Source organism: Clostridium chromiireducens (assembly GCF_002029255.1).
Classification (GTDB): domain Bacteria; phylum Bacillota; class Clostridia; order Clostridiales; family Clostridiaceae; genus Clostridium; species Clostridium chromiireducens.
The window spans coordinates 1-19084 of record NZ_MZGT01000082.1 but is presented as its reverse complement, the minus strand read 5'-3'; the positions used below and the strand labels follow the sequence as shown (position 1 = coordinate 19084).

Genomic DNA, 19084 nt, shown 5'->3' with positions numbered 1-19084 from the left:
AGAATATATTAAATAAACAAAATAATATGTTAATAGATAAAATAGTTAATATTATTTTTAAATATAAAGTTAGTAATCTTAGTTCGGAAGAGATAATTGAATTGATTAATTTCATATTTGATGAAAATATTTATACTAAAAGTATTGAATATTTTAATGAGTGGATGAAGGTTGAAAAAAATTTTAATCTTTTGAAAGAAAATATAGGAGATGATAAATTAGAAAAAATATATTTGAAATCTGATAAATTTATTGTGAAAGATAATAATAAAACTAAGAAAAATTTATTAGAATATGATTTAAGCAATGAAACCGAATTTGAATATCTATTTTACATTTGCAACAATATTGCCAATAAAGGGATAGATTATTGGTGTAGTCTAGTAGAAGAATTACTGAAAAGAAACAATTATGAAATATGGGAATATAATATGTTGTCACAGTTTATTGATCCTCGATTAAACGCTTTAGATGCAATTGATTGGAACAACTTAACTAATAAGGCGACTATATTGTATGCAGCTAAAAAGTATTTTTCTAGTTATAAGTCAAATGAGAAAGAAAAAACTTTACATGTTTGTAAGGCAGAACATGAGATACTTATTAGTATATTATTAGAAGAGGAACCGGAATTTTTTAAAAATATTGAAGAAAGTAAATTAGAAAATTGGATAATGAATATTTTTAAATTTGAACCAATTAATGAATATTTGCTTAAGGTTGTATATAATAAAATACCTGATGAATTTATTCGAGTAGCAACTATAAATATTGATAATGACTATATGGGATGTGGTTTGATAGAAGGCAATCTTAGTGTTTTTAAATATGTTTGGAATGAGCATATATCTGAGATATTATATAGTTATCTTATCTCAAATGAAATTAATGTTTATAAAAAGAAAGGTATCTTTAATTTTTTATATAATATGAAAGATAGGAAAGCAATACGGTATGCTGATAAAATTCTTAATAATGTTAATTGTGATGATTTGAAATTAAAACTATTTTTTCTTGGCACTTTTTTTACTAAAGGAAGAGATGATGTTTTTAGAATGATTCAAAATTGGGCTGAAACGTGTATAGGATTTACAGCTAAATTTATCAAAGTGCTAGGAGATGAAGAATATAATTTTAATTTTTTAAACCAATATTCACCTGAAGAAATTTCTAATTTATATATAAATTTTAATAATGAAAAAGATGTTTATATTAGTGATTTTATAAGTAGATTTGATGGTAGTTCATTTGAGAATTCAATTTCTGCAGAGATAGATTTTGATAGCAAGAAAGAAAGTTTACTTTATTATTTGGTTGATAATGGAAGTGATAAAGGAGGGGAAGCATTATATAATTTAAAACAATTATTTCCTAATGATAAGATGGTATTGGAAAAATGGCACAAGGAATCTGATAAGTATTTAAGTAACAGTTGGGAGTATATTGATATTAGATATTTAAAGGATACTGTAGCTAATGATAAATTAAATATAGCTAATTCAGAAAAAAAATATTCATATAAAAATTTACTCGAATCTGTTATTTACACATGTATTAAATTGCAAGGAACAAAAATATACACAAATAGGAAGGTATCAGAAAATGATAGAAATTCATTTATTGCTAATTTGTTAGAAGCCCAAGGATATAAAATTAAAGATCAGACACTTTGGGGAGATTCAAGTAATGGAAAACAAGCTGGAGAAGTAGATATTTTAATTACTGAGGAATCTGGAATTCCATTTTCGATAATTGAAGCACTTAATTTAACGGGTACAAATAGAAGTTATTTAAATAAGCATTTAGAGAAAATTTTCAAGTATGATGCTAATGGGCTTAAATTTAATTTTATAGTAGTATATTATTTAGGAACTAGTTTTCAGGATTTTTGGAAAAACTATCTTGAAGATGTTTCTAAGCCGTGGAGTAAGTTTAAAAATTTAGGAAGTCCATCAATTATTGAAAGTAAATATACTAACTTAAGAATTGGATTGACTAAGCACATAAGAAATAATGAGTCTACTAATTTATATCATATTTGCGTAGATATGAATGTGAATTAAAATATTCTTTATGATCAATTAGAAGCCCGATTATATTTTGTGTGAAAAAGTAATAAGCTAGGCCAAGCCTAGCTTTAAGCAAACATTCTACTAATCTTCTCATATTCATTCGTAAGCGTCAAAAAATCGACGAGTAGCGGCAGCATAAACTTAAGTGATAAAATAAACCCAACAGAAAAACTTATATTGAGAATGTAGAATAACTTGTGTAAATTGAATATTTGGTATGCTATATAACTGGAAATTTCATTTCCAGTTATATTTTTGTCTTTCTTTTGAAATACTAAAACTGGATAGCATTATATTTTTAGTTTGTGCCAAAAGAGATAATATATACATAATTTCATAAAAGGGACAAGCTATACTGCTAACGCTTCGTTGATTCTTTCTTTAAACATTATTTCAAATTTTAAAAGTGTAACCTCCCAGTTTGGAAGCGGTGAAGTCCATTTTTTCATAACCTGGTCTGTTGCTAAATACAATGACTTTCGTAATGAATCATCAGTTGGAAATACAGTTCTAATCTTAGTGAATTTTCTTAGCTGTCTATTAAAACCTTCAAGTGTATTTGTAGTATAAATCATCTTTCTAATTTCTTTAGTATAAGAAAAATATGTAGATAATTTATCCCAGTTTTCATACCATGAATCAATTACAGAATCATAAAGATTATCCCATTTTTTCTTCAATTCATCGAGCTGCGCTAGCGCAATTTCTTCTGTATCTGCTTTATAAACAAGCTTTAAATCTTTCATAAATTCTTTTCTGTTTTTATAAGAGACATATTTTATGGAATTTCTTATTTGATGTATTATACAATTTTGAATACATACCTTTGGAAAAACAGCTCTAATTGCGTCTGGTAAACCTCTTAAACCATCCATGCATGCAATTAAGATATCTCTAACACCACGATTATTTAAATCATTACACACACTTAACCAAAATTTTGCTCCTTCGGCTTCGCCTATCCAAATTCCCCAAATATATTTATAACCATTCATATCAACACCCATACAAATGTATGTTGCTTTGGAAACAATTCTATGTTCGTCTCTTACATTAAAATGAATAGCATCCATATATACTATAGGATATACTGGGTCTAACATTCTGTTTCGCCATTCTGCCGCTGCATCCATAACTTTATCTGTTATTTTTGATATCATTGATGGAGAGATATCTATACCATAGAGCTCTTCAAGTTCGGATTGAATGTCTCTTGGCTCAAACTCTGATTTCCTATCTCGTGGAATATCTATAGGTACCTCCCCGTAACTACTTCTAACATCTTTTTTAGAATATCCATTTCTATAGTTCTTTTCACTTTCGTTATCGGCTCTTTCATACTTCTCTCTGCCTAAATGTTCATCCATTTCGGCTTCAAGCAATTGTTGCATAACATCTTTTAATAGCTTTTGCATTAATCCGTTCTTACCTACAACATCATCCATACTTTTACACTTTTTAATTTCTTCTTGATAATCAATATCTGGCAATTTCATTTGGAATCCTCCCTTGTTATTTTAAAGTATATTATTCCAAATCTACCATTAAACAATACAAAAAAAGAATGTAGTAGATTTGTTTTACGCAAATCTAGCTACATTCCCTATTCTTTATATAAGCATAGGTTTGAATTGTATTATCTTTAAAGAATAGAAAGTCAATAAGTTCCTTTTCGTCTTCGTTTAAATTGTTAAGTGCTAATCTTAAATCAGTATAATCACATTCGCTGCAAAATAAATCATCTAATCCAATATCATTGGATGGTAAATCTTTTTCAATATCATCATGAAGACTTAGAGCTTCATTTCCTTCAGTAGAGCTTTTGGTTTTAGTTCTCTTAATAAAATCATTCATATTATTTTTAATTGCATTTGTAGCATAAGCAACAAATCTATGTTTTTCTAAATTATATAGTTCAAGACATTTAAAAAGAGTTTTATAACATTCATTATGCAAATCATGAATGTCATAACCATCAATAAAAGTTTTTTTAGAGATATTAATTATTAAAGGCCTAAATTCCTCTACTAACTTTTCTTTTGATAATTTATCTCCATTTTTGCATTTGTAAACTAATTCTTCAACATAATTAAAATCCATATAGACCTCCTATATTTATTAATAAATATTATTTTGGGTTATATAGCAGGTTATAAAAAAATAATCTCTATATTTAGTATATATGACAAAATAGCATATATCTCATGTGGGGGTGTATAAAATGAAAAAATTTATTATAGCAGTAGGTCATACTGCGAGTAGGAATATTGGATGTGGAGTTATTGATAGACTTGATGAAAGTAGTTGCAATAGGGAAATTGGAACTTTATTAGCGGAATACTTAAAGGAGAAAGGATATGGTGTTAATTTACTAAGAATTGATAAAAGTAATAGTTATACATTTGAAGATTGTTATATTAGAGCAAATGAAGCTAATGGAATTGCAAAGCATTCTGAAGTGGATATATATGTAGAAATTCATATTAACGCAGGGGGAGGGACTGGTCCAGAAGTCTGCGTTACAGGAAAATCAGAGGTAGCTAATCAATATTCAGCTAAAATATGTAATTCATTATCAAGTGAATTAAATTTGCCAAACAGAGGAGTAAAAAAAAGAAGTCTTATTGTCCTTAATAATACAGTAATGCCAGCAATTTTAGTTGAATGTTTGTTTGCCGATAGTAATGATGCAGAGGTTTATAATCCAGAAGTTATTGCAAGTGCTATTGTTAATGGACTAATTAGAGTTGATAATACAAATGATGGAGAATGGAAGCTAGGATGGAATAGAAATGATGCTGGCTGGTGGTATTGCAACGATATTAAAAATAAGTATTATTATACCTCACAAAATGGATGGAAAGAGATTGACGGAGAGTGGTATATTTTTGATTCAAGAGGCTATGCCCTTCAAAATTCTTGGTACTATAATGAAGAAATTAAATCTTGGTACTACCTAGATTCAAATTGCAAGATGGTTAGAGGAAGTAAAGAGAAACCACTATGGATTTGGATTGATAATGGATGCTATGCTTTTAATGAATACGGTCAGATGTATTGTGATTGTTTTACGCCTGATGGGTATAGGGTTGATAAGAATGGAGAGTGGTTAAAAATTTAATTTGTATGAGATATTGTAAAAATAATGTGATTTTATAAGGAAAATATAGGTAAATTAATAAAATATTGTAGTATAATAAGGATATGCTATTTATAGAAGATATAGCGTATCTTTATTATTTTGTGAAAAGTTGATAGGAATTAATATTGTGATTCTTATAATGTCTATAATGATAAGTTGATGACATTTGTAGAATTATTTAATAAACCATTATGAACATCTATTTAAATCACCATCTAAGATATAACATAAATATAAGATTATATTTACGAGGTGTAAAAAAATATATATTTTTATTATTTTATTGAGGTATAAAAAATGAAATTTAAACGAATAGAAAATTATTATGATGCAGAAGAAAAAGGGGTTGTTTACCTTATTTATAATCATTGGGATGATTACTCATACTGTACTACATTTACGTCCTATTATAAATATGATGATTCAGTTAATGCAGTAGAACTTGGAACAGTAAAAATAGGATGCATTTCATTATCTAGTAAAGTCGAATCAGGGAACTCAACTAATGGTTACTCATCGTATTCAATTAAAAAGTTAATTCCAACTGATGTATTTAATGAATTGCCAGATGATTTTTTTTCTTTAGGTCAAGAGATTGGATATTATAAAAGAGTCAACGAATTTTTTGAAGATGAAAGTACAGAATATTATGATGCATTGAAAGACTTGTCTTATAATTACAATAGATTTAAGGATTTATATGATGGAGTCGAATCATGCTTAAGAAATTCATTGATGAGAAATTTGTACATTTCTAATATAGAACAATTTAATAGAATTACAAAAGGAGAAGCAGAACTAACGAAATACTCGTTTGCTTTTAAATATAATGAGGAGCAAATTGATATTAATGTTATACCTAATTCGCTACCCCTAAGTAATATTCACATATTAATTGGTAGAAACGGTGTGGGTAAAACATGGCTTTTGCGTAATATTGCTTGTAAGTTACTTGAAAATAGTGGTATAAGTATTACTGAATTAGAAAAGTCAAAAAAATACCCAATAAGTGATGAATTTTCTATTGAGTGTCCTCAAAATAGTTTTGCAGGTATTATTGGCTTATCATTTAGTGTTTTTGATGATGCGCTGTCAATTGATATGATGAATGCTAAGAATAAGGATCAAAAATTAATTGATGAATTTAGAAAAAAATACCAATATATTGGTTCGGTAAGTAAAAATCAAAAAGATGGTAAGACAAAAATTAAGTCTGTTGATGATCTGTCAAATGAATTTCTTGAAGCTTTAAAGAAAATAAGCATAAGTAAAAATAAGGTAGAAACATATTTAGATACTTGTAGAAATTTAAATACTGATCCAATGTTTTATGATAATGGTTTTATTAAAATTTTAGAAACCTATTTTGAAAACAATAATAAAGAAGTTTCTTATTTATCAGAGGATAATGAAAGAACTATAAATGGAAAAAAAGCTACTAAGGAAGTTGAAGATAATTTTGGAAAACTAAGTTCTGGTCACATGATTATAATTCTTTCTTTAACATTATTAGCAGAATCAATACATGAAAAGACAATTGTTTTAATTGATGAACCAGAAACGCATTTACATCCACCTTTACTATCAACCTATATTAGGACACTTTCATATCTTCTAGTTAAGAAGAATGCTGTGGCACTAATAGCAACACACTCACCAATAGTATTGCAGGAAGTCCCCAAAGACTGTGTGAATAAAGTGGATAGAACAAAAAAAGATATGTATTTTTCAAGAATAAAAATAGAATCATTTGCTACGAGCACCGACTCGTTAACAAGGGAAGTTTTTGGACTTGAACTTATTAAAACTGGATTTTACCAATTGATTGAAAGAGAACTTGAGAGTGATTTTGAAAAAACTTTTAAGAAGTTTGATAATAATGTGGGCTATTTAGGACAAGTATTAATTCAAAGTCTAGTTAATAAGGCGGTGAAAGATAATGAAGAAAATTGATAAGCCTAGTATTACACAGGATGATATCTGTAATTCATTTAAGAATCTTGATTATAAAGATAGAATAATACAAAAATCAAATGAATATGATCAAAATATTTATGATGTTGAGGAATTTCTAAATGAAGAAAATGAATTCTCAAGAATAGATAATAAATTTGAACAATATATGAAAAACACGTATAGCAATAGATTTAGTAGCTCTAATAAAAGCTACAAAGATTCATATGAGATTTATCAAAAAATAAGGAGTTCAGTAGAAATTTGTCCATATTGCAATTATTTTACCAGGACAGTCAGGCAATTAGATCACTATCTGCCAAAGTCAATATTTCCATCATTTGCGATTACAGCTAATAATCTTGTTCCAATTTGCAAAGAATGTAATGAAGATAAAGACAACTATTATTCAACTAAAAGAGAAGGAATGCTTCTTCATCCATATTACGATGAAGTTGCTAATGATATATTACTATTTTTAAAGTGTAAAGTAATTGAAAATTTTAATATAGGATTTCAATTCTACATTGAAAAGCTAGAAGGATGGGATGAAGATACTTATAAAAGAGTTAAGCTTCACTTTGAAAAGCTAAAGTTGAATAAATTGTATCAAGGGGATTTTATTGCTGATTTTACAGATTTTATCGGATATATAGAGGAAATAAAGGAGATGTTTCCAGTTATGGATAAAAAAATGATAGAGAGATTAGTTGAAGGAAAAGTGAAATATTTTAAAAAACAGGGTAACAAACCATGGTCATACTCTGGATTTAAAAGCGTTCTAGAAAACAATTGGTGTATGAATACCTATATACCACAAAAATTAAGTGTTGAACAGGATTAGTTGTAAAGATAAGTAAGCTAAAAATCTTTTTATTATATAGGAAATACCTTGGGGAACTGGCTGTGGATAACAGTTTTACTTAACAGCAAGGAGATTTTGTTATTAATAGTTATTGTATAAGTGAAATATATGCTCATTAGGCTAATAATAAGAAATTAAAGTATATAATAATTTTATTTGAAAAGTAAAGATATATTAAGGATAATAGGGGGAGCTAATGAAATTATTTATTATTGGAAATGGATTTGATAGAGGTCATAATTTAAAAACTGGTTATTGGGATTTTAGAACCTTTTTGGAAAAATGTTATCCTGACTTTTTATATAGTTTTGAAAGTAATTATAATATTTATCCTGGTTTTTCAGATGAAGAAAAGCAACAAATGCTTTGGAATGAATTTGAAAGTAATTTAGCTAATATAGATGAAGGCGTAATAATAGAAAACGCAGTATCAATAGATATGGGATTGGAAAGTGGGGATATTGGAATTGAAGATACTTTATATACATATTTTTCGGAGGAGTTTAGGTATATAAAACAATTACCTTATTATCTAAAACTTTGGATACAAAGTATAAGAATACGTGATCTATTGCCAAGAACTACAATAATCGAATCTAAAAGCAATGATATGTATGTTACTTTTAATTATACAAGTGTTTTGGAAAATGTATATAAAATAAGTGAGAATAAAATTATACATATTCATGGGTCACTAAGAATGCGTGATGGTAATCCAATAATAGGTCATGGAAATCATAAAAGAATTGAGGAGATTAAAGAAAGGCATGAAAAAGCAGATGAAATATTTGATGAGAAGGAATCAAGTATAAGTAGCGTTATAGAGGATTATTATAATTATACATATAAAAATGTGAGTAACTATATACATAAATTAGTTTCTCTACAAAATGAAAAAATAGAAGAGGTAATTGTGATTGGACATTCATTAGCAGGTGTAGATATGCCATATTTTGGTGCAATTAATTCTTATACAAAAGCTAAAGTAAAGTGGAAGGTATATTATTATGATAAAGATAAAATAAATCAGATGTATAAGAATTTAATAAAATTTGGTATTAATAAAAGACAGATAGAGATGAAAGATTCCATAGAATTTTATGATATTGTTTGATGCATTTACATTTGTATATAATTCTAATGATTCAAGTATAATTGGTATTCATTATAAAGAAAACTTCCCATTATTCATAATTGTGCTCTAAATTATAGAAGTAATATATAAATTAATATAATAAGATTTCAATAATGGACATGTAACGAATAAGCGCTATATGTTCTTTATTGAAATTTTTTTATTATAGATAATTTTTTAATATAAATTTGAAGTATTTATTAAGATCTTAAGGAGTTTAAATTAACAATTAGTGGTAAGTATAAGCATGAATTTAACTTAAATAGATGGATGTCAAAAAGGAAAATATTAAAATAATATGGATTTATTATTAAAATATTACAAACCTCTATAATGCGCATTATCAGCGGGTTTGAGTGATAAAGGTATGGGAAAAACAGGATTTATTGCAGAAGTGGGAAAAAAAGTGGGAAACACATAAAAAAAGCTGTACTACAAGGTATTTAAACCAAGTAATACAGCAATCAACCAAAATAAATGGTGCCGCTGGCCGGACTCGAACCGGCACGGTATCACTACCAGAGGATTTTGAGTCCACCACGTCTGCCATTCCATCACAGCGGCACGTAAACTGACAAAAATTATTGTATCACGTCTTAAAAAATATTTCAATAGGTATTTTTCATTTTTTATTTTTTGTGGAAAATAATCATACATTATCCATTAGTTTATACATAATAAAAATATTAGACAGTATTTTATCTAATTAAAGCTAATAAAAGATTTTTATTCTTTTCTAGTGTAGATTTTCAAATAAAAGTAGATAAATGTGCATAAATTTTTAAATAAAGGTTGTAGCATGTCCAATCATTTGCTAGAATAGGATTAGGGAAAAGTGCCCCACTGGGTTATTTTATGCCCAACTGCAATTTTAAGACTTAGAAATAAGATTTAATATTTGTAATTATCTATTAATTAGGGAGGAGCAAAAATATATGATGTATTCAAAAGAAGTTGAAGAAATGTGTGTACTTGCTAAAGGTCCTAATCACGGATCTGCGCCAATTCCTCAAGAAGGAAGATGGGTTCAATCTAAAGAAGTTACTGATATATCAGGTTTAACTCACGGAATAGGTTGGTGTGCGCCACAACAAGGTGCTTGTAAATTAACATTAAACGTTAAAGGTGGTATTATCCAAGAGGCGTTAGTTGAAACAATTGGATGTTCAGGAATGACTCATTCAGCTGCTATGGCTTCAGAAATATTACCAGGAAAGACTATATTAGAAGCATTAAACACAGACTTAGTTTGTGATGCTATAAACACAGCTATGAGAGAATTATTCTTACAAATCGTTTATGGAAGAACTCAAACTGCTTTCTCAGAAGATGGACTACCTATCGGAGCAGGTCTTGAAGATTTAGGAAAAGGGTTAAGATCTCAAGTTGGTACTATGTACGGAACTTTAGCTAAAGGACCAAGATACCTTGAAATGGCAGAAGGTTATGTTACTGATGTTGCTGTTGATGCAGACAAAGAAATCATTGGATATAAGTTTGTTAACTTAGGAAAAATGATGGAAAGTATCGCTAAAGGTATGGATGCTAACGAAGCATTAGAAGCTGCTAAAGGTCAATACGGAAGAGTTGCTGACGCTGTTGAATTATTAGACCCAAGACATAAATAATTATTTGTAAAGGAGGATTTTTAAAATGGCATTATTTGAAAGTTATGAAAGAAGAATTAACCAAATCACTCCAGTATTAGAAAAATACGGAATGAAAACTCTAGAAGATGCAAAGGCAGTTTGTGCTGAAGTTGGAGTGGATGCATATACAATTGCTAAAGAAACTCAACCAATCGCATTCGAAAACGCTGGATGGGCATACGTTTTAGGTGCTGCTATAGCAATAAAGAAAGGTTGCGTTAAAGCTGCTGATGCTGCTGAAGCAATCGGAGAAGGATTACAAGCATTTTGTATCCCAGGATCTGTTGCAGACGACAGAAAAGTTGGTCTAGGACACGGAAACTTAGGAGCTATGCTTTTAAGAGAAGAAACTAAATGTTTCGCATTCTTAGCAGGACACGAAAGTTTCGCTGCTGCTGAAGGTGCTATCAAAATAGCTGAAAAAGCTAACAGAGTAAGAAAAGAACCATTAAGAGTTATCTTAAACGGTCTTGGAAAAGATGCTGCATTCATCATTTCAAGAATCAATGGTTTCACATATGTTCAAACTCAATTTGACTACTACACTGGAGAAGTTAAAGTAGTTAAAGAAAAAGCATACTCAGACGGAGAAAGAGCAAAAGTAAGATGTTACGGTGCTGACGACGTTAGAGAAGGTGTTGCAATCATGCATATGGAAGGCGTTGACGTATCAATCACTGGTAACTCAACTAACCCAACAAGATTCCAACATCCAGTTGCTGGAACATACAAAAAAGAATGTATCGAACAAGGTAAGAAATACTTCTCAGTAGCATCAGGTGGTGGTACAGGAAGAACTCTTCACCCAGATAACATGGGAGCAGGTCCAGCTTCTTATGGTATGACTGATACTATGGGAAGAATGCACTCAGATGCACAATTCGCAGGATCTTCATCAGTTCCAGCTCACGTTGAAATGATGGGATTAATCGGAGCAGGTAACAACCCAATGGTTGGTATGACTGTTGCAGTTGCAGTTGCAGTTCAAGAAGCTCTTACTAAATAGGCTAAAATACTAGCTTAATAAGGTTAGAATGGATTGATTTAAATACACACATCTAATAGATTTTAATATCTATAGATGTGTGTATTTTTTTATAAATAAAAAGCAATATGGAAAGCTATTTATATATAGGGGCGGCAGAATATTAATTTTGTAAAAGACTATAAATCTCTAGATTTAGACAGGGTTTATACTATAATTGATAAAATTATTAAATAAAATTTACAATGTTATTAGGAAAATATTGCATTTAATGTTGATTTTTCTTGTATGAATGTGATAATATATACATATAAAGACATAAAATTACATATGTATACAGGATTGGGAACTATGAAGAATTCTCTTTATTTGGGCATCTTGAGAATTTGGAGTTAATGATGCAACCCACCAATCAAAACTAATTTATTTTTTATAATTAGTTTTGATTGGTTTTTTTATTTATAAAATAAGTGATAAATTAAATTTTAAAATTATTTATATAAGAGGTGGATGTGTTATGAATACAAGAGATAAAATTATAAAGGTTATAAATGATAATTTGAAAACAAACTCAGAGTTTGAATTTGTTTCAGAATTAGGAGATTTAACTTTAGCAGATATGTATTATTTAGAAAAAATCTCAGCTATTAATAGCATTAAAGCGAAATTCAAATATAAAATAATTGATAATACTTATATAAAGATTCATTATTCATTTTAATGAGTATTTTAGTGTGAGGTACAGAAGATATGGAATATACAATAAAGATTACTTTAAGCAAAATAAAGAAACAAGAAGAGAACGAAAGAAAAGAGAATAATTAGATTAAACTTTCTGAAGAAATGATGATCTATTCGAACGATGTCGAATTTGTAGTTAACATATTATATGTTTAATATTGAATCTTTTGCATAATTATGATAACATAGACATAAATTTCGAATAATAATATCAAGATTGGAAGCTATGAAAAATTCTTTATATTTGGGCACTTTAAGGATTTAGAGCTAGTTGTGCAACCGACCAATTTAAACTAATTAGAAATATATTAGTTTTTATTGGTCTTTTTTTATATATGAAATAGATAACAATATAAAAAATGAGTTATTGCGTAAATATTGAGTTTGTATAGTAAAATCAGAAAAGGAAGGGTGAAAAGTAATGAGTGAGAAGCAAAAAAATATATTATTGGTTGAGGACATGCCAAGTGTTAGAAAATTTATAAGTCTTATCTTGGAAAATGCAGATTATAATGTAATTGAAGCATCAAATGGTGAAGAAGGAATCGAGATATATAAAAAATCAGGAAATATTGATTTAATAATCACGGATATATATATGCCACAAAAAACTGGTTTAGAACTTGTAGTAGAATTAAGAGAAGAATATAGTAATATAAACGTAATTGTCCTTTCAGACGGTGGAGAAAATAACTTTTCGAACGAGCTAGGTGTGTGTGAAGCATTGGGGGCTACTTATTTTATAAAAAAAGATATGATTATTGATGAATTAATTGAACTAGTGGAAAAAATATTTTCGAAATAACCATGGATAAACTAATAAATCAAAAGCTCATACAAGGCTAAAATTGGCCTTGTATTGGGCTTTTAATTTAAATACAAACTATTTGTCATAAAAGGTAGTTAGTGGTATAATTGTAATAATAAATTTTAAACAATAACTATTATTTATATACCTATAGCTAAAGAAATAGAATTGGAGGTGAGGATAATGAGTAACTTTTTTATTAATATACTTCTTTTAATTTCAGCAATATTTATAGGTGGACATTTATTTAAGGATGCACCTTTTGAATGCAACTCCAAAATTTGCACAAATATTTTACTTGGTTTAGGAGGTGGAATTCTCGCAATAGGTATGATGATTTACTCAATAAATATTGACAGTACAAAAACTTTAGTAGATTTAAGAGTTATAGCATTAATGTTAATATATTACATTGGTGGAATTCTACCGTCACTAATTACAGGAATAATTGTAGTTATATTTAGGACTTTATATTTTGGAATAAATCAATCATCAATAGTTGCAGTTTTTCAAATTCTAATAATAATATTGTCATATCCAATAATTAGTAAATTGAAGTTAAATATGGTTAAAAAGTGGTTGGCGATATACTTAGTTAATACGTTTTTCATAATAGGTACATATTATTACTTGTTATTTAATGAGGATAATGTTTTTAAGATACTTTTGGAGTATTTTATTATTTCGACGATTGCAGCTATATTGTCTTATTATTTATTAAAATATGTTAGGTCATCAAATGAATTGTATAAGAGATATAAAAATGAGGCTACAAAAGATTTTTTGACTGGATTAAATAATACAAGGCAATTTGATTTGATATTTAATAAAAGTGTCGCAAATGCAAAGGAAAAGGATGAAAAGTTATCCTGCTTAATGGTTGATATAGATCATTTTAAGCGTGTTAATGATACATACGGTCATGCAGTTGGAGATATAATTTTAAGAGAATTAGCTGTTATTTTAAAAAATACTTGTAGAGTATTTGATGCTGTATCAAGAGTTGGAGGAGAAGAATTTTGTGTCTTACTAATTGATTGCTCTAAAGATAGGGCTATAGATATAGGAAAAAGAATATGTGATGAAGTAAAGAATCATGAGTTTGAAATTGTTGCTGGTAGAATAATAAGAATTACTGTTTCTGTAGGGGTATCTGCTTACCCGGAATCAACTGATAATATTGAAATGCTACTAAAACAGGCAGATGACTCTTTATATAAAGCAAAGCAAACTGGAAGAGATAGAGTGTGTTCGGCTGATAATAAGTAAATAAAAAAGTTCTAGTTATAATGCATGGTGGAAGTATTATAACTAGAACTTTTTTAAAAGGAGTTTCTAAATAAAGAACTTATTTTCCGATAAGCATGTCGTTTTCTAGTATATGTTCAGTTAGCCAATCATTTAAAAGTTGAAGGATTTTAGTTATATATTCTTCTTGATTTTCATCTATCTTTGAAAAATTTACATCATTGATTCTTTTAATAAAAGCATCATGAGCAACTTTTTGAGTAAACATTCTCTTATAATTTATTTTTTGCATATATTCTTCTTCTGCGTTGAAATGGAATGCGGTATAATCTTGTAATTCTTCTATTAGTCCAACTATTCTATCGTATTTATCAAGAGCAAAATCATTTTTTAAAAGATTATAAGTTTTATCAGCTATCTCAAAGAGTACTTTATGTTGTTCGTCAATAAAATCAATTCCAGTTCTATATTCATCTTTAAATTTGTACATAAATAATTACCTTCTTTCTATAAATATAATATAATGAAATAGTTAAATACATTATAATTATACTTTTAAATACGAAAAATGACTATAGATAAATAAAAATGATATTTATTTTTTAGGTGAATAACCTAAATATTGTTTTATCATTATACAGAAAGGAAAAGAATGTGGTTATATGAATATTATTCAAAGTATAGATAATACTATCCTACAATTTATTCAATTGCATATGAGAAACACTATTTTAGATATAGCAATGCCTTTGATAACAAGTTTGGGGAATAAATTAACAATATGGTCTATTGCTGGACTTATACTTATTGCAAGTAATAAGTATAGAAAATATGGATATATGATTATATTTTCATTATTATTATGTTTAATTGTAGGAAATTTCAGTTTAAAACCTTTGGTTGCTAGAGCTCGTCCTTTCGATGCAAGACCAATACTAGATGTGCTTCTGATAAGTCCGCCAAAGGATTTCTCATTTCCATCAGGGCATACAATGAGTTCATTTGCATCTGCAGTAATTATATATTATATGAACAGAAAAGCAGGAATTTATGCTCTTATTTTAGGAACTCTTATTGGATTTTCTAGACTATATTTATATGTACATTATCCGTCTGACGTTTTTGCGGGTGCTATTATCGGGGGATTGATAGGTGGTTCAACTATATTTATATTTAATGAAATTAAAAAGAAAAATATTAATAAATATCATTTCAAAAAAGAAAAATAATATCTTATAATAAGAATATACTAAATTGGTATAAAAAGATATTAAACGTAAAATTCCATAGAAACGACAATTAAAATATAATTTTCAGGGGGATTAAATAATGAGCTGGGATTGTGCAGTGTGGCATAGTAAAAGTGTTAAAAATGAAGAAGAGGCAGGAAAACTATATGAGAAATTATGTGAAGGGGATACTTCGCTGATTGGGCCGACGCAACGAATACAGGATTTCTATGAAGAATTAACATCAAAACATCCGGAAATAGATGATATCGGGGAAGAGGAAATAAATAACTTAGATTTATGTCCTTGGAGTATTGCTTTTGATAAATCTGAGGGCCATATAATAATGTCTTGTGTGATAAGCAAGGCTGAATATGTAAATGATTTAATTCAGGAACTTGCTAAAAAGCATGAGTTATCATTTTTTGAACCCCAAAATTTAACTTTTATTTTATAACGAAAATAACCTTTGAAATTTATGGATAATTATGGTATGATGATTTGGACTTTTGAATTTGAGAAAAATGGGTAGGAGAGAAAAATTAAATATAGGAGGGGTATATATACTATATGGTCAAATTAAAATATTCTGCTTTGTATACTGATAATTTTGGGTGTGAACAAGCAGAGGTATACTTTTCAAAAAGTGGTTTTCGGCTTAAAGTAAGGAATAACATTTTTGAAAATGATAGTTTCAACTTTGAATTTTATACTAAGGGACTTGAAGGAGCTGAACATACTTTTGAATTAAAGGATAATGAATTAGTAGAATACTCTATAGATATTAAGATTCCTTTGCTGCTGGCTTATAATAAAAGCTATTATGTAGAAGAGTTTGTGCTGCATGTTGAAAGACAAAAGAATTATTATAATAATTCACTTTCTTTATTTTCGCAAGATGTAACTTGTGAAGTGGAAGGATATGACTTATATGAATTGCTGCATAAAATAAAGAAGGAACTGCCTAGAGGATATGAAATAGAAGATAATTTTTCTTCTATATTTGGAGCGGTTTACTTTGAGTCCAACAAGGAAAATCCTTTACGTGGAAAAATAATATCTCAAGAGTTAGATAATGATTTAAATAAAGATTATATGAATTTATGGAGTAGCCAAAATAATAAGAATTTTGAGAGATATGAGAAAATACCTATTACTTATATAAATAATGAATATTGTATAAGTTGAGTTTCGATGTTTGGAGATTATTTGAAAAGTTATTATGATTAGAAAAAGAAAAATAATAAAGAGGCAGCATATATTGCATATGCTGCCTCTTTAGGTTAATACAACAATTTATTAAGATCATGTACATTATAAGTATACGTAAATAAGTAAAAAATATTCATGTTTTATAAAAATATACATAAATAAATCTTTAGCTAAAATTATAAAAGGATTAAAAAGGCAGTAATTTTTTGTATTCGCATAGAAGATTACTACCTTTTTCTAAAGTGAAATAAAAATAAAAGTGAAAATATATATTATGCATCTAAATGGCTTCGCTTGCTTTCTCTTCCATAATAATTGAAGGATTCAATTCTGTCATTGAAATTGGATCTAGAATTCTATCTAATTCCATTAATGATAGCAATCCTTCACTTAATACAAGTTCCTTCACAGGAATGCCGGATTCTAATGATTTTTTTGCAATTTGTGAAGATTTTTTATATCCAATATAGGGACAAAGAGCTGTTACCATTCCTACACTGTTATCTAAAAGTTCTTTACATCTATCTTCATTTGCAGTTATTCCTAAAACGCAGTTATTTACTAAAGTTCTAGTAGCATGTTGAAGCGTTTCGATAGATTCAAATAAGTTATAGAAAAGAACTGGTTCGAAGGCGTTTAATTCTAACTGGCCGCCTTCAGCAGCCATAGTTATAGTAAAATCATTACCTATAATGTTAAATGCGACTTGAGAAACTACTTCTAAAATAACAGGATTTACTTTACCTGGCATAATTGATGAACCATTTTGCATTGGAGGCAAGTTTATTTCAGCAAATCCAGTTTTAGGTCCGCTGGACAATAATCTAAGATCATTAGCCATTTTAGAAAGATTAACAGCACATGTCTTTAAAGCATTTGAAATACTTACAAAGCTATCAAGATTTTGAGTAGCATCAATTAAATCTTTGGCTTGCTCTATTTTAAATCCACTGACTTTTCTTAGGTTTGGGATGATATTTTCAAAATATTCAGTACTCACGTTTATAGATGTCCCGATAGCAGTGGCGCCAATGTTTACAGTAAGCATTTCTTTTTGAGCTTCTTCTAAACGCTTGATATCACGCATTACCATTGATGCAAAAGCATTAAATGATTGTCCGAGTCTCATAGGAACTGCATCTTGAAGTTGGGTACGTCCCATTTTTATTATATTATCAAATTCTAACGATTTTATTTTAAGAGCATTATATAAACTATGAAGCTCCGAAATTGTTCTTGGAAGCATTTTTAAAACTGTTAGTTTTCCAGCAGTTGGGAATACATCATTAGTTGATTGAGCCATATTAACATGATCATTTGGATGAACGATGTCATAGTTGCCTTTGAATGAGCCAAGTAATTCAATAGCGCGATTAGCTATTACTTCATTAGCATTCATATTTGCAGAAGTTCCTGCACCACCTTGAATAGGATCAACTATAAATTCCTCAAGTAATTTTCCGCAAATAATTTCATTACAAGCATTTATTATAGCATTAGCAATAGTAGTAGTTAAAAGACCTGCATCTCTATTAGTAATTGCAGCTGCTTTTTTTATTTCCGCAAGACTTATTATTAAATCTTTATGCAAAGTTTTTCCTGTTATATGAAAATTATTATTAGCTCTTAAAGATTGTACACCATAATAAGCCTCTGCTGGCACTTCCATACTTCCTATTGAATCTGATTCCATTCGAATTTTCATTTAGAATTCCCCACTTTCATTTTGTTTAAAATTTAAATTAATAGGTTATTAACTCTCGTATATATAAAAGAAATAGATTTTAAATCTAAAAAATTAAATATTTATTTTTTTATTTGTCCTCTTGAAATGAAGATTATCATGCTTTAATCTTAATGTAAATATTAGAAAAAGAATTGTGAAAAAAATCTAAAAAAGAGTATAATATACTTAATTAAAATTATTTCAGATATAAAGATGCTTAATTTTATAAAGCTAGAAATTAAAAGTAAAAATGCGAATATAAGTATAAAACTTTTGCTAAATATTCGAGTTTTGTAGAATATAAACATATAATTTATAT

Annotated in this window: 16 protein-coding genes, 1 tRNA gene, 1 pseudogene and 2 riboswitches; of the genes and pseudogenes, 13 read left to right on the top strand and 5 right to left on the bottom strand. The window is 28.2% G+C overall.

The features are described from left to right. Nucleotides 1–2063, top strand: a pseudogene (locus CLCHR_RS20785) (hypothetical protein); the annotation flags it as partial. A 359-nt stretch (nucleotides 2064–2422) separates the two neighbouring features. Here the strand turns inward: CLCHR_RS20785 and CLCHR_RS20780 are convergent. Continuing rightward, nucleotides 2423–3568 carry an IS256 family transposase gene (locus CLCHR_RS20780; RefSeq protein WP_079441830.1) on the bottom strand — a complete coding sequence of 382 codons (1146 nt, stop codon included), beginning with the start codon at nucleotides 3566–3568 and terminating at the stop codon, nucleotides 2423–2425. Between the two features lie 94 nt (nucleotides 3569–3662). After that, on the bottom strand, nucleotides 3663–4172 hold the full coding sequence (locus CLCHR_RS20775) for a sigma-70 family RNA polymerase sigma factor (RefSeq protein ID WP_079441829.1): 510 nt from the start codon (nucleotides 4170–4172) through the stop codon (nucleotides 3663–3665). 121 nt (nucleotides 4173–4293) lie between these two features. Here CLCHR_RS20775 and CLCHR_RS20770 point away from each other — a divergent pair, with 121 nt between their 5' ends. The 4 genes from CLCHR_RS20770 (at nucleotide 4294) to CLCHR_RS20755 (ending at nucleotide 9146) form a co-directional block, all read left to right on the top strand. Then, the gene (locus CLCHR_RS20770) at nucleotides 4294–5193 is read left to right on the top strand and encodes an N-acetylmuramoyl-L-alanine amidase (RefSeq protein ID WP_079441828.1); all 900 of its coding nucleotides are present in this window, start codon (nucleotides 4294–4296) and stop codon (nucleotides 5191–5193) included. Nucleotides 5194–5511: 318 nt separating this feature from the next. Further along, nucleotides 5512–7167: an AAA family ATPase gene (locus CLCHR_RS20765; protein WP_079441827.1), complete on the top strand. Its 1656-nt coding sequence runs from the start codon at nucleotides 5512–5514 to the stop codon at nucleotides 7165–7167. Further along, nucleotides 7154–8011 (top strand): HNH endonuclease, encoded by an 858-nt coding sequence (locus tag CLCHR_RS20760; protein ID WP_079441826.1) that lies wholly within the window; start codon nucleotides 7154–7156, stop codon nucleotides 8009–8011. Before CLCHR_RS20765 ends, CLCHR_RS20760 begins: the two co-directional genes overlap by 14 nt. 217 nt (nucleotides 8012–8228) lie before the next feature. Next, nucleotides 8229–9146 (top strand): bacteriophage abortive infection AbiH family protein, encoded by a 918-nt coding sequence (locus CLCHR_RS20755; protein ID WP_079441825.1) that lies wholly within the window; start codon nucleotides 8229–8231, stop codon nucleotides 9144–9146. Nucleotides 9147–9645: 499 nt separating this feature from the next. Here CLCHR_RS20755 and CLCHR_RS20750 read toward each other — a convergent pair. Continuing rightward, a tRNA-Leu gene (locus CLCHR_RS20750) sits at nucleotides 9646–9731 on the bottom strand. 371 nt (nucleotides 9732–10102) lie between these two features. Here CLCHR_RS20750 and CLCHR_RS20745 point away from each other — a divergent pair. The 5 genes from CLCHR_RS20745 to CLCHR_RS20725 all read left to right on the top strand — a co-directional run bounded on the left by CLCHR_RS20745 (nucleotide 10103) and on the right by CLCHR_RS20725 (nucleotide 14619). Next, complete coding sequence (locus CLCHR_RS20745) at nucleotides 10103–10795, top strand: iron-sulfur cluster assembly scaffold protein (RefSeq protein WP_079441824.1); 693 nt, start codon at nucleotides 10103–10105, stop codon at nucleotides 10793–10795. 25 nt (nucleotides 10796–10820) lie between these two features. Further along, complete coding sequence (locus CLCHR_RS20740; RefSeq protein WP_079441823.1) at nucleotides 10821–11822, top strand: GGGtGRT protein; 1002 nt, start codon at nucleotides 10821–10823, stop codon at nucleotides 11820–11822. A 314-nt stretch (nucleotides 11823–12136) separates the two neighbouring features. Continuing rightward, nucleotides 12137–12220, top strand: a riboswitch (cyclic di-GMP riboswitch). 98 nt (nucleotides 12221–12318) lie between these two features. Further along, on the top strand, nucleotides 12319–12522 hold the full coding sequence (locus tag CLCHR_RS20735) for a hypothetical protein (RefSeq protein WP_079441822.1): 204 nt from the start codon (nucleotides 12319–12321) through the stop codon (nucleotides 12520–12522). Between the two features lie 230 nt (nucleotides 12523–12752). Further along, a riboswitch (cyclic di-GMP riboswitch) is annotated at nucleotides 12753–12836 on the top strand. 127 nt (nucleotides 12837–12963) lie between these two features. Beyond that, entirely contained in the window at nucleotides 12964–13347 is a 384-nt protein-coding gene (locus CLCHR_RS20730; protein WP_079441821.1) for a response regulator, read from the top strand. Between the two features lie 186 nt (nucleotides 13348–13533). Further along, entirely contained in the window at nucleotides 13534–14619 is a 1086-nt protein-coding gene (locus CLCHR_RS20725; RefSeq protein ID WP_079441820.1) for a GGDEF domain-containing protein, read from the top strand. Nucleotides 14620–14698: 79 nt separating this feature from the next. Here CLCHR_RS20725 and CLCHR_RS20720 read toward each other — a convergent pair whose 3' ends face one another. Beyond that, a complete protein-coding gene (locus tag CLCHR_RS20720) occupies nucleotides 14699–15088 on the bottom strand; it encodes a bacteriohemerythrin (RefSeq protein ID WP_079441819.1) in 390 nt (129 codons plus the stop codon). Between the two features lie 172 nt (nucleotides 15089–15260). Between CLCHR_RS20720 and CLCHR_RS20715 the strand changes: the two genes are divergently transcribed. The 3 genes from CLCHR_RS20715 to CLCHR_RS20705 all read left to right on the top strand — a co-directional run bounded on the left by CLCHR_RS20715 (nucleotide 15261) and on the right by CLCHR_RS20705 (nucleotide 17015). Next, a complete protein-coding gene (locus CLCHR_RS20715; protein ID WP_079441818.1) occupies nucleotides 15261–15827 on the top strand; it encodes a phosphatase PAP2 family protein in 567 nt (188 codons plus the stop codon). Between the two features lie 100 nt (nucleotides 15828–15927). Beyond that, on the top strand, nucleotides 15928–16284 hold the full coding sequence (locus CLCHR_RS20710; RefSeq protein WP_079441817.1) for a hypothetical protein: 357 nt from the start codon (nucleotides 15928–15930) through the stop codon (nucleotides 16282–16284). A gap of 113 nt (nucleotides 16285–16397) precedes the next feature. After that, nucleotides 16398–17015 (top strand): DUF6304 family protein, encoded by a 618-nt coding sequence (locus CLCHR_RS20705; RefSeq protein ID WP_079441816.1) that lies wholly within the window; start codon nucleotides 16398–16400, stop codon nucleotides 17013–17015. Nucleotides 17016–17319: 304 nt separating this feature from the next. Here CLCHR_RS20705 and CLCHR_RS20700 read toward each other — a convergent pair whose 3' ends face one another. Further along, a complete protein-coding gene (locus tag CLCHR_RS20700; protein WP_079441815.1) occupies nucleotides 17320–18744 on the bottom strand; it encodes an aspartate ammonia-lyase in 1425 nt (474 codons plus the stop codon). Nucleotides 18745–19084 lie beyond the last annotated feature (340 nt).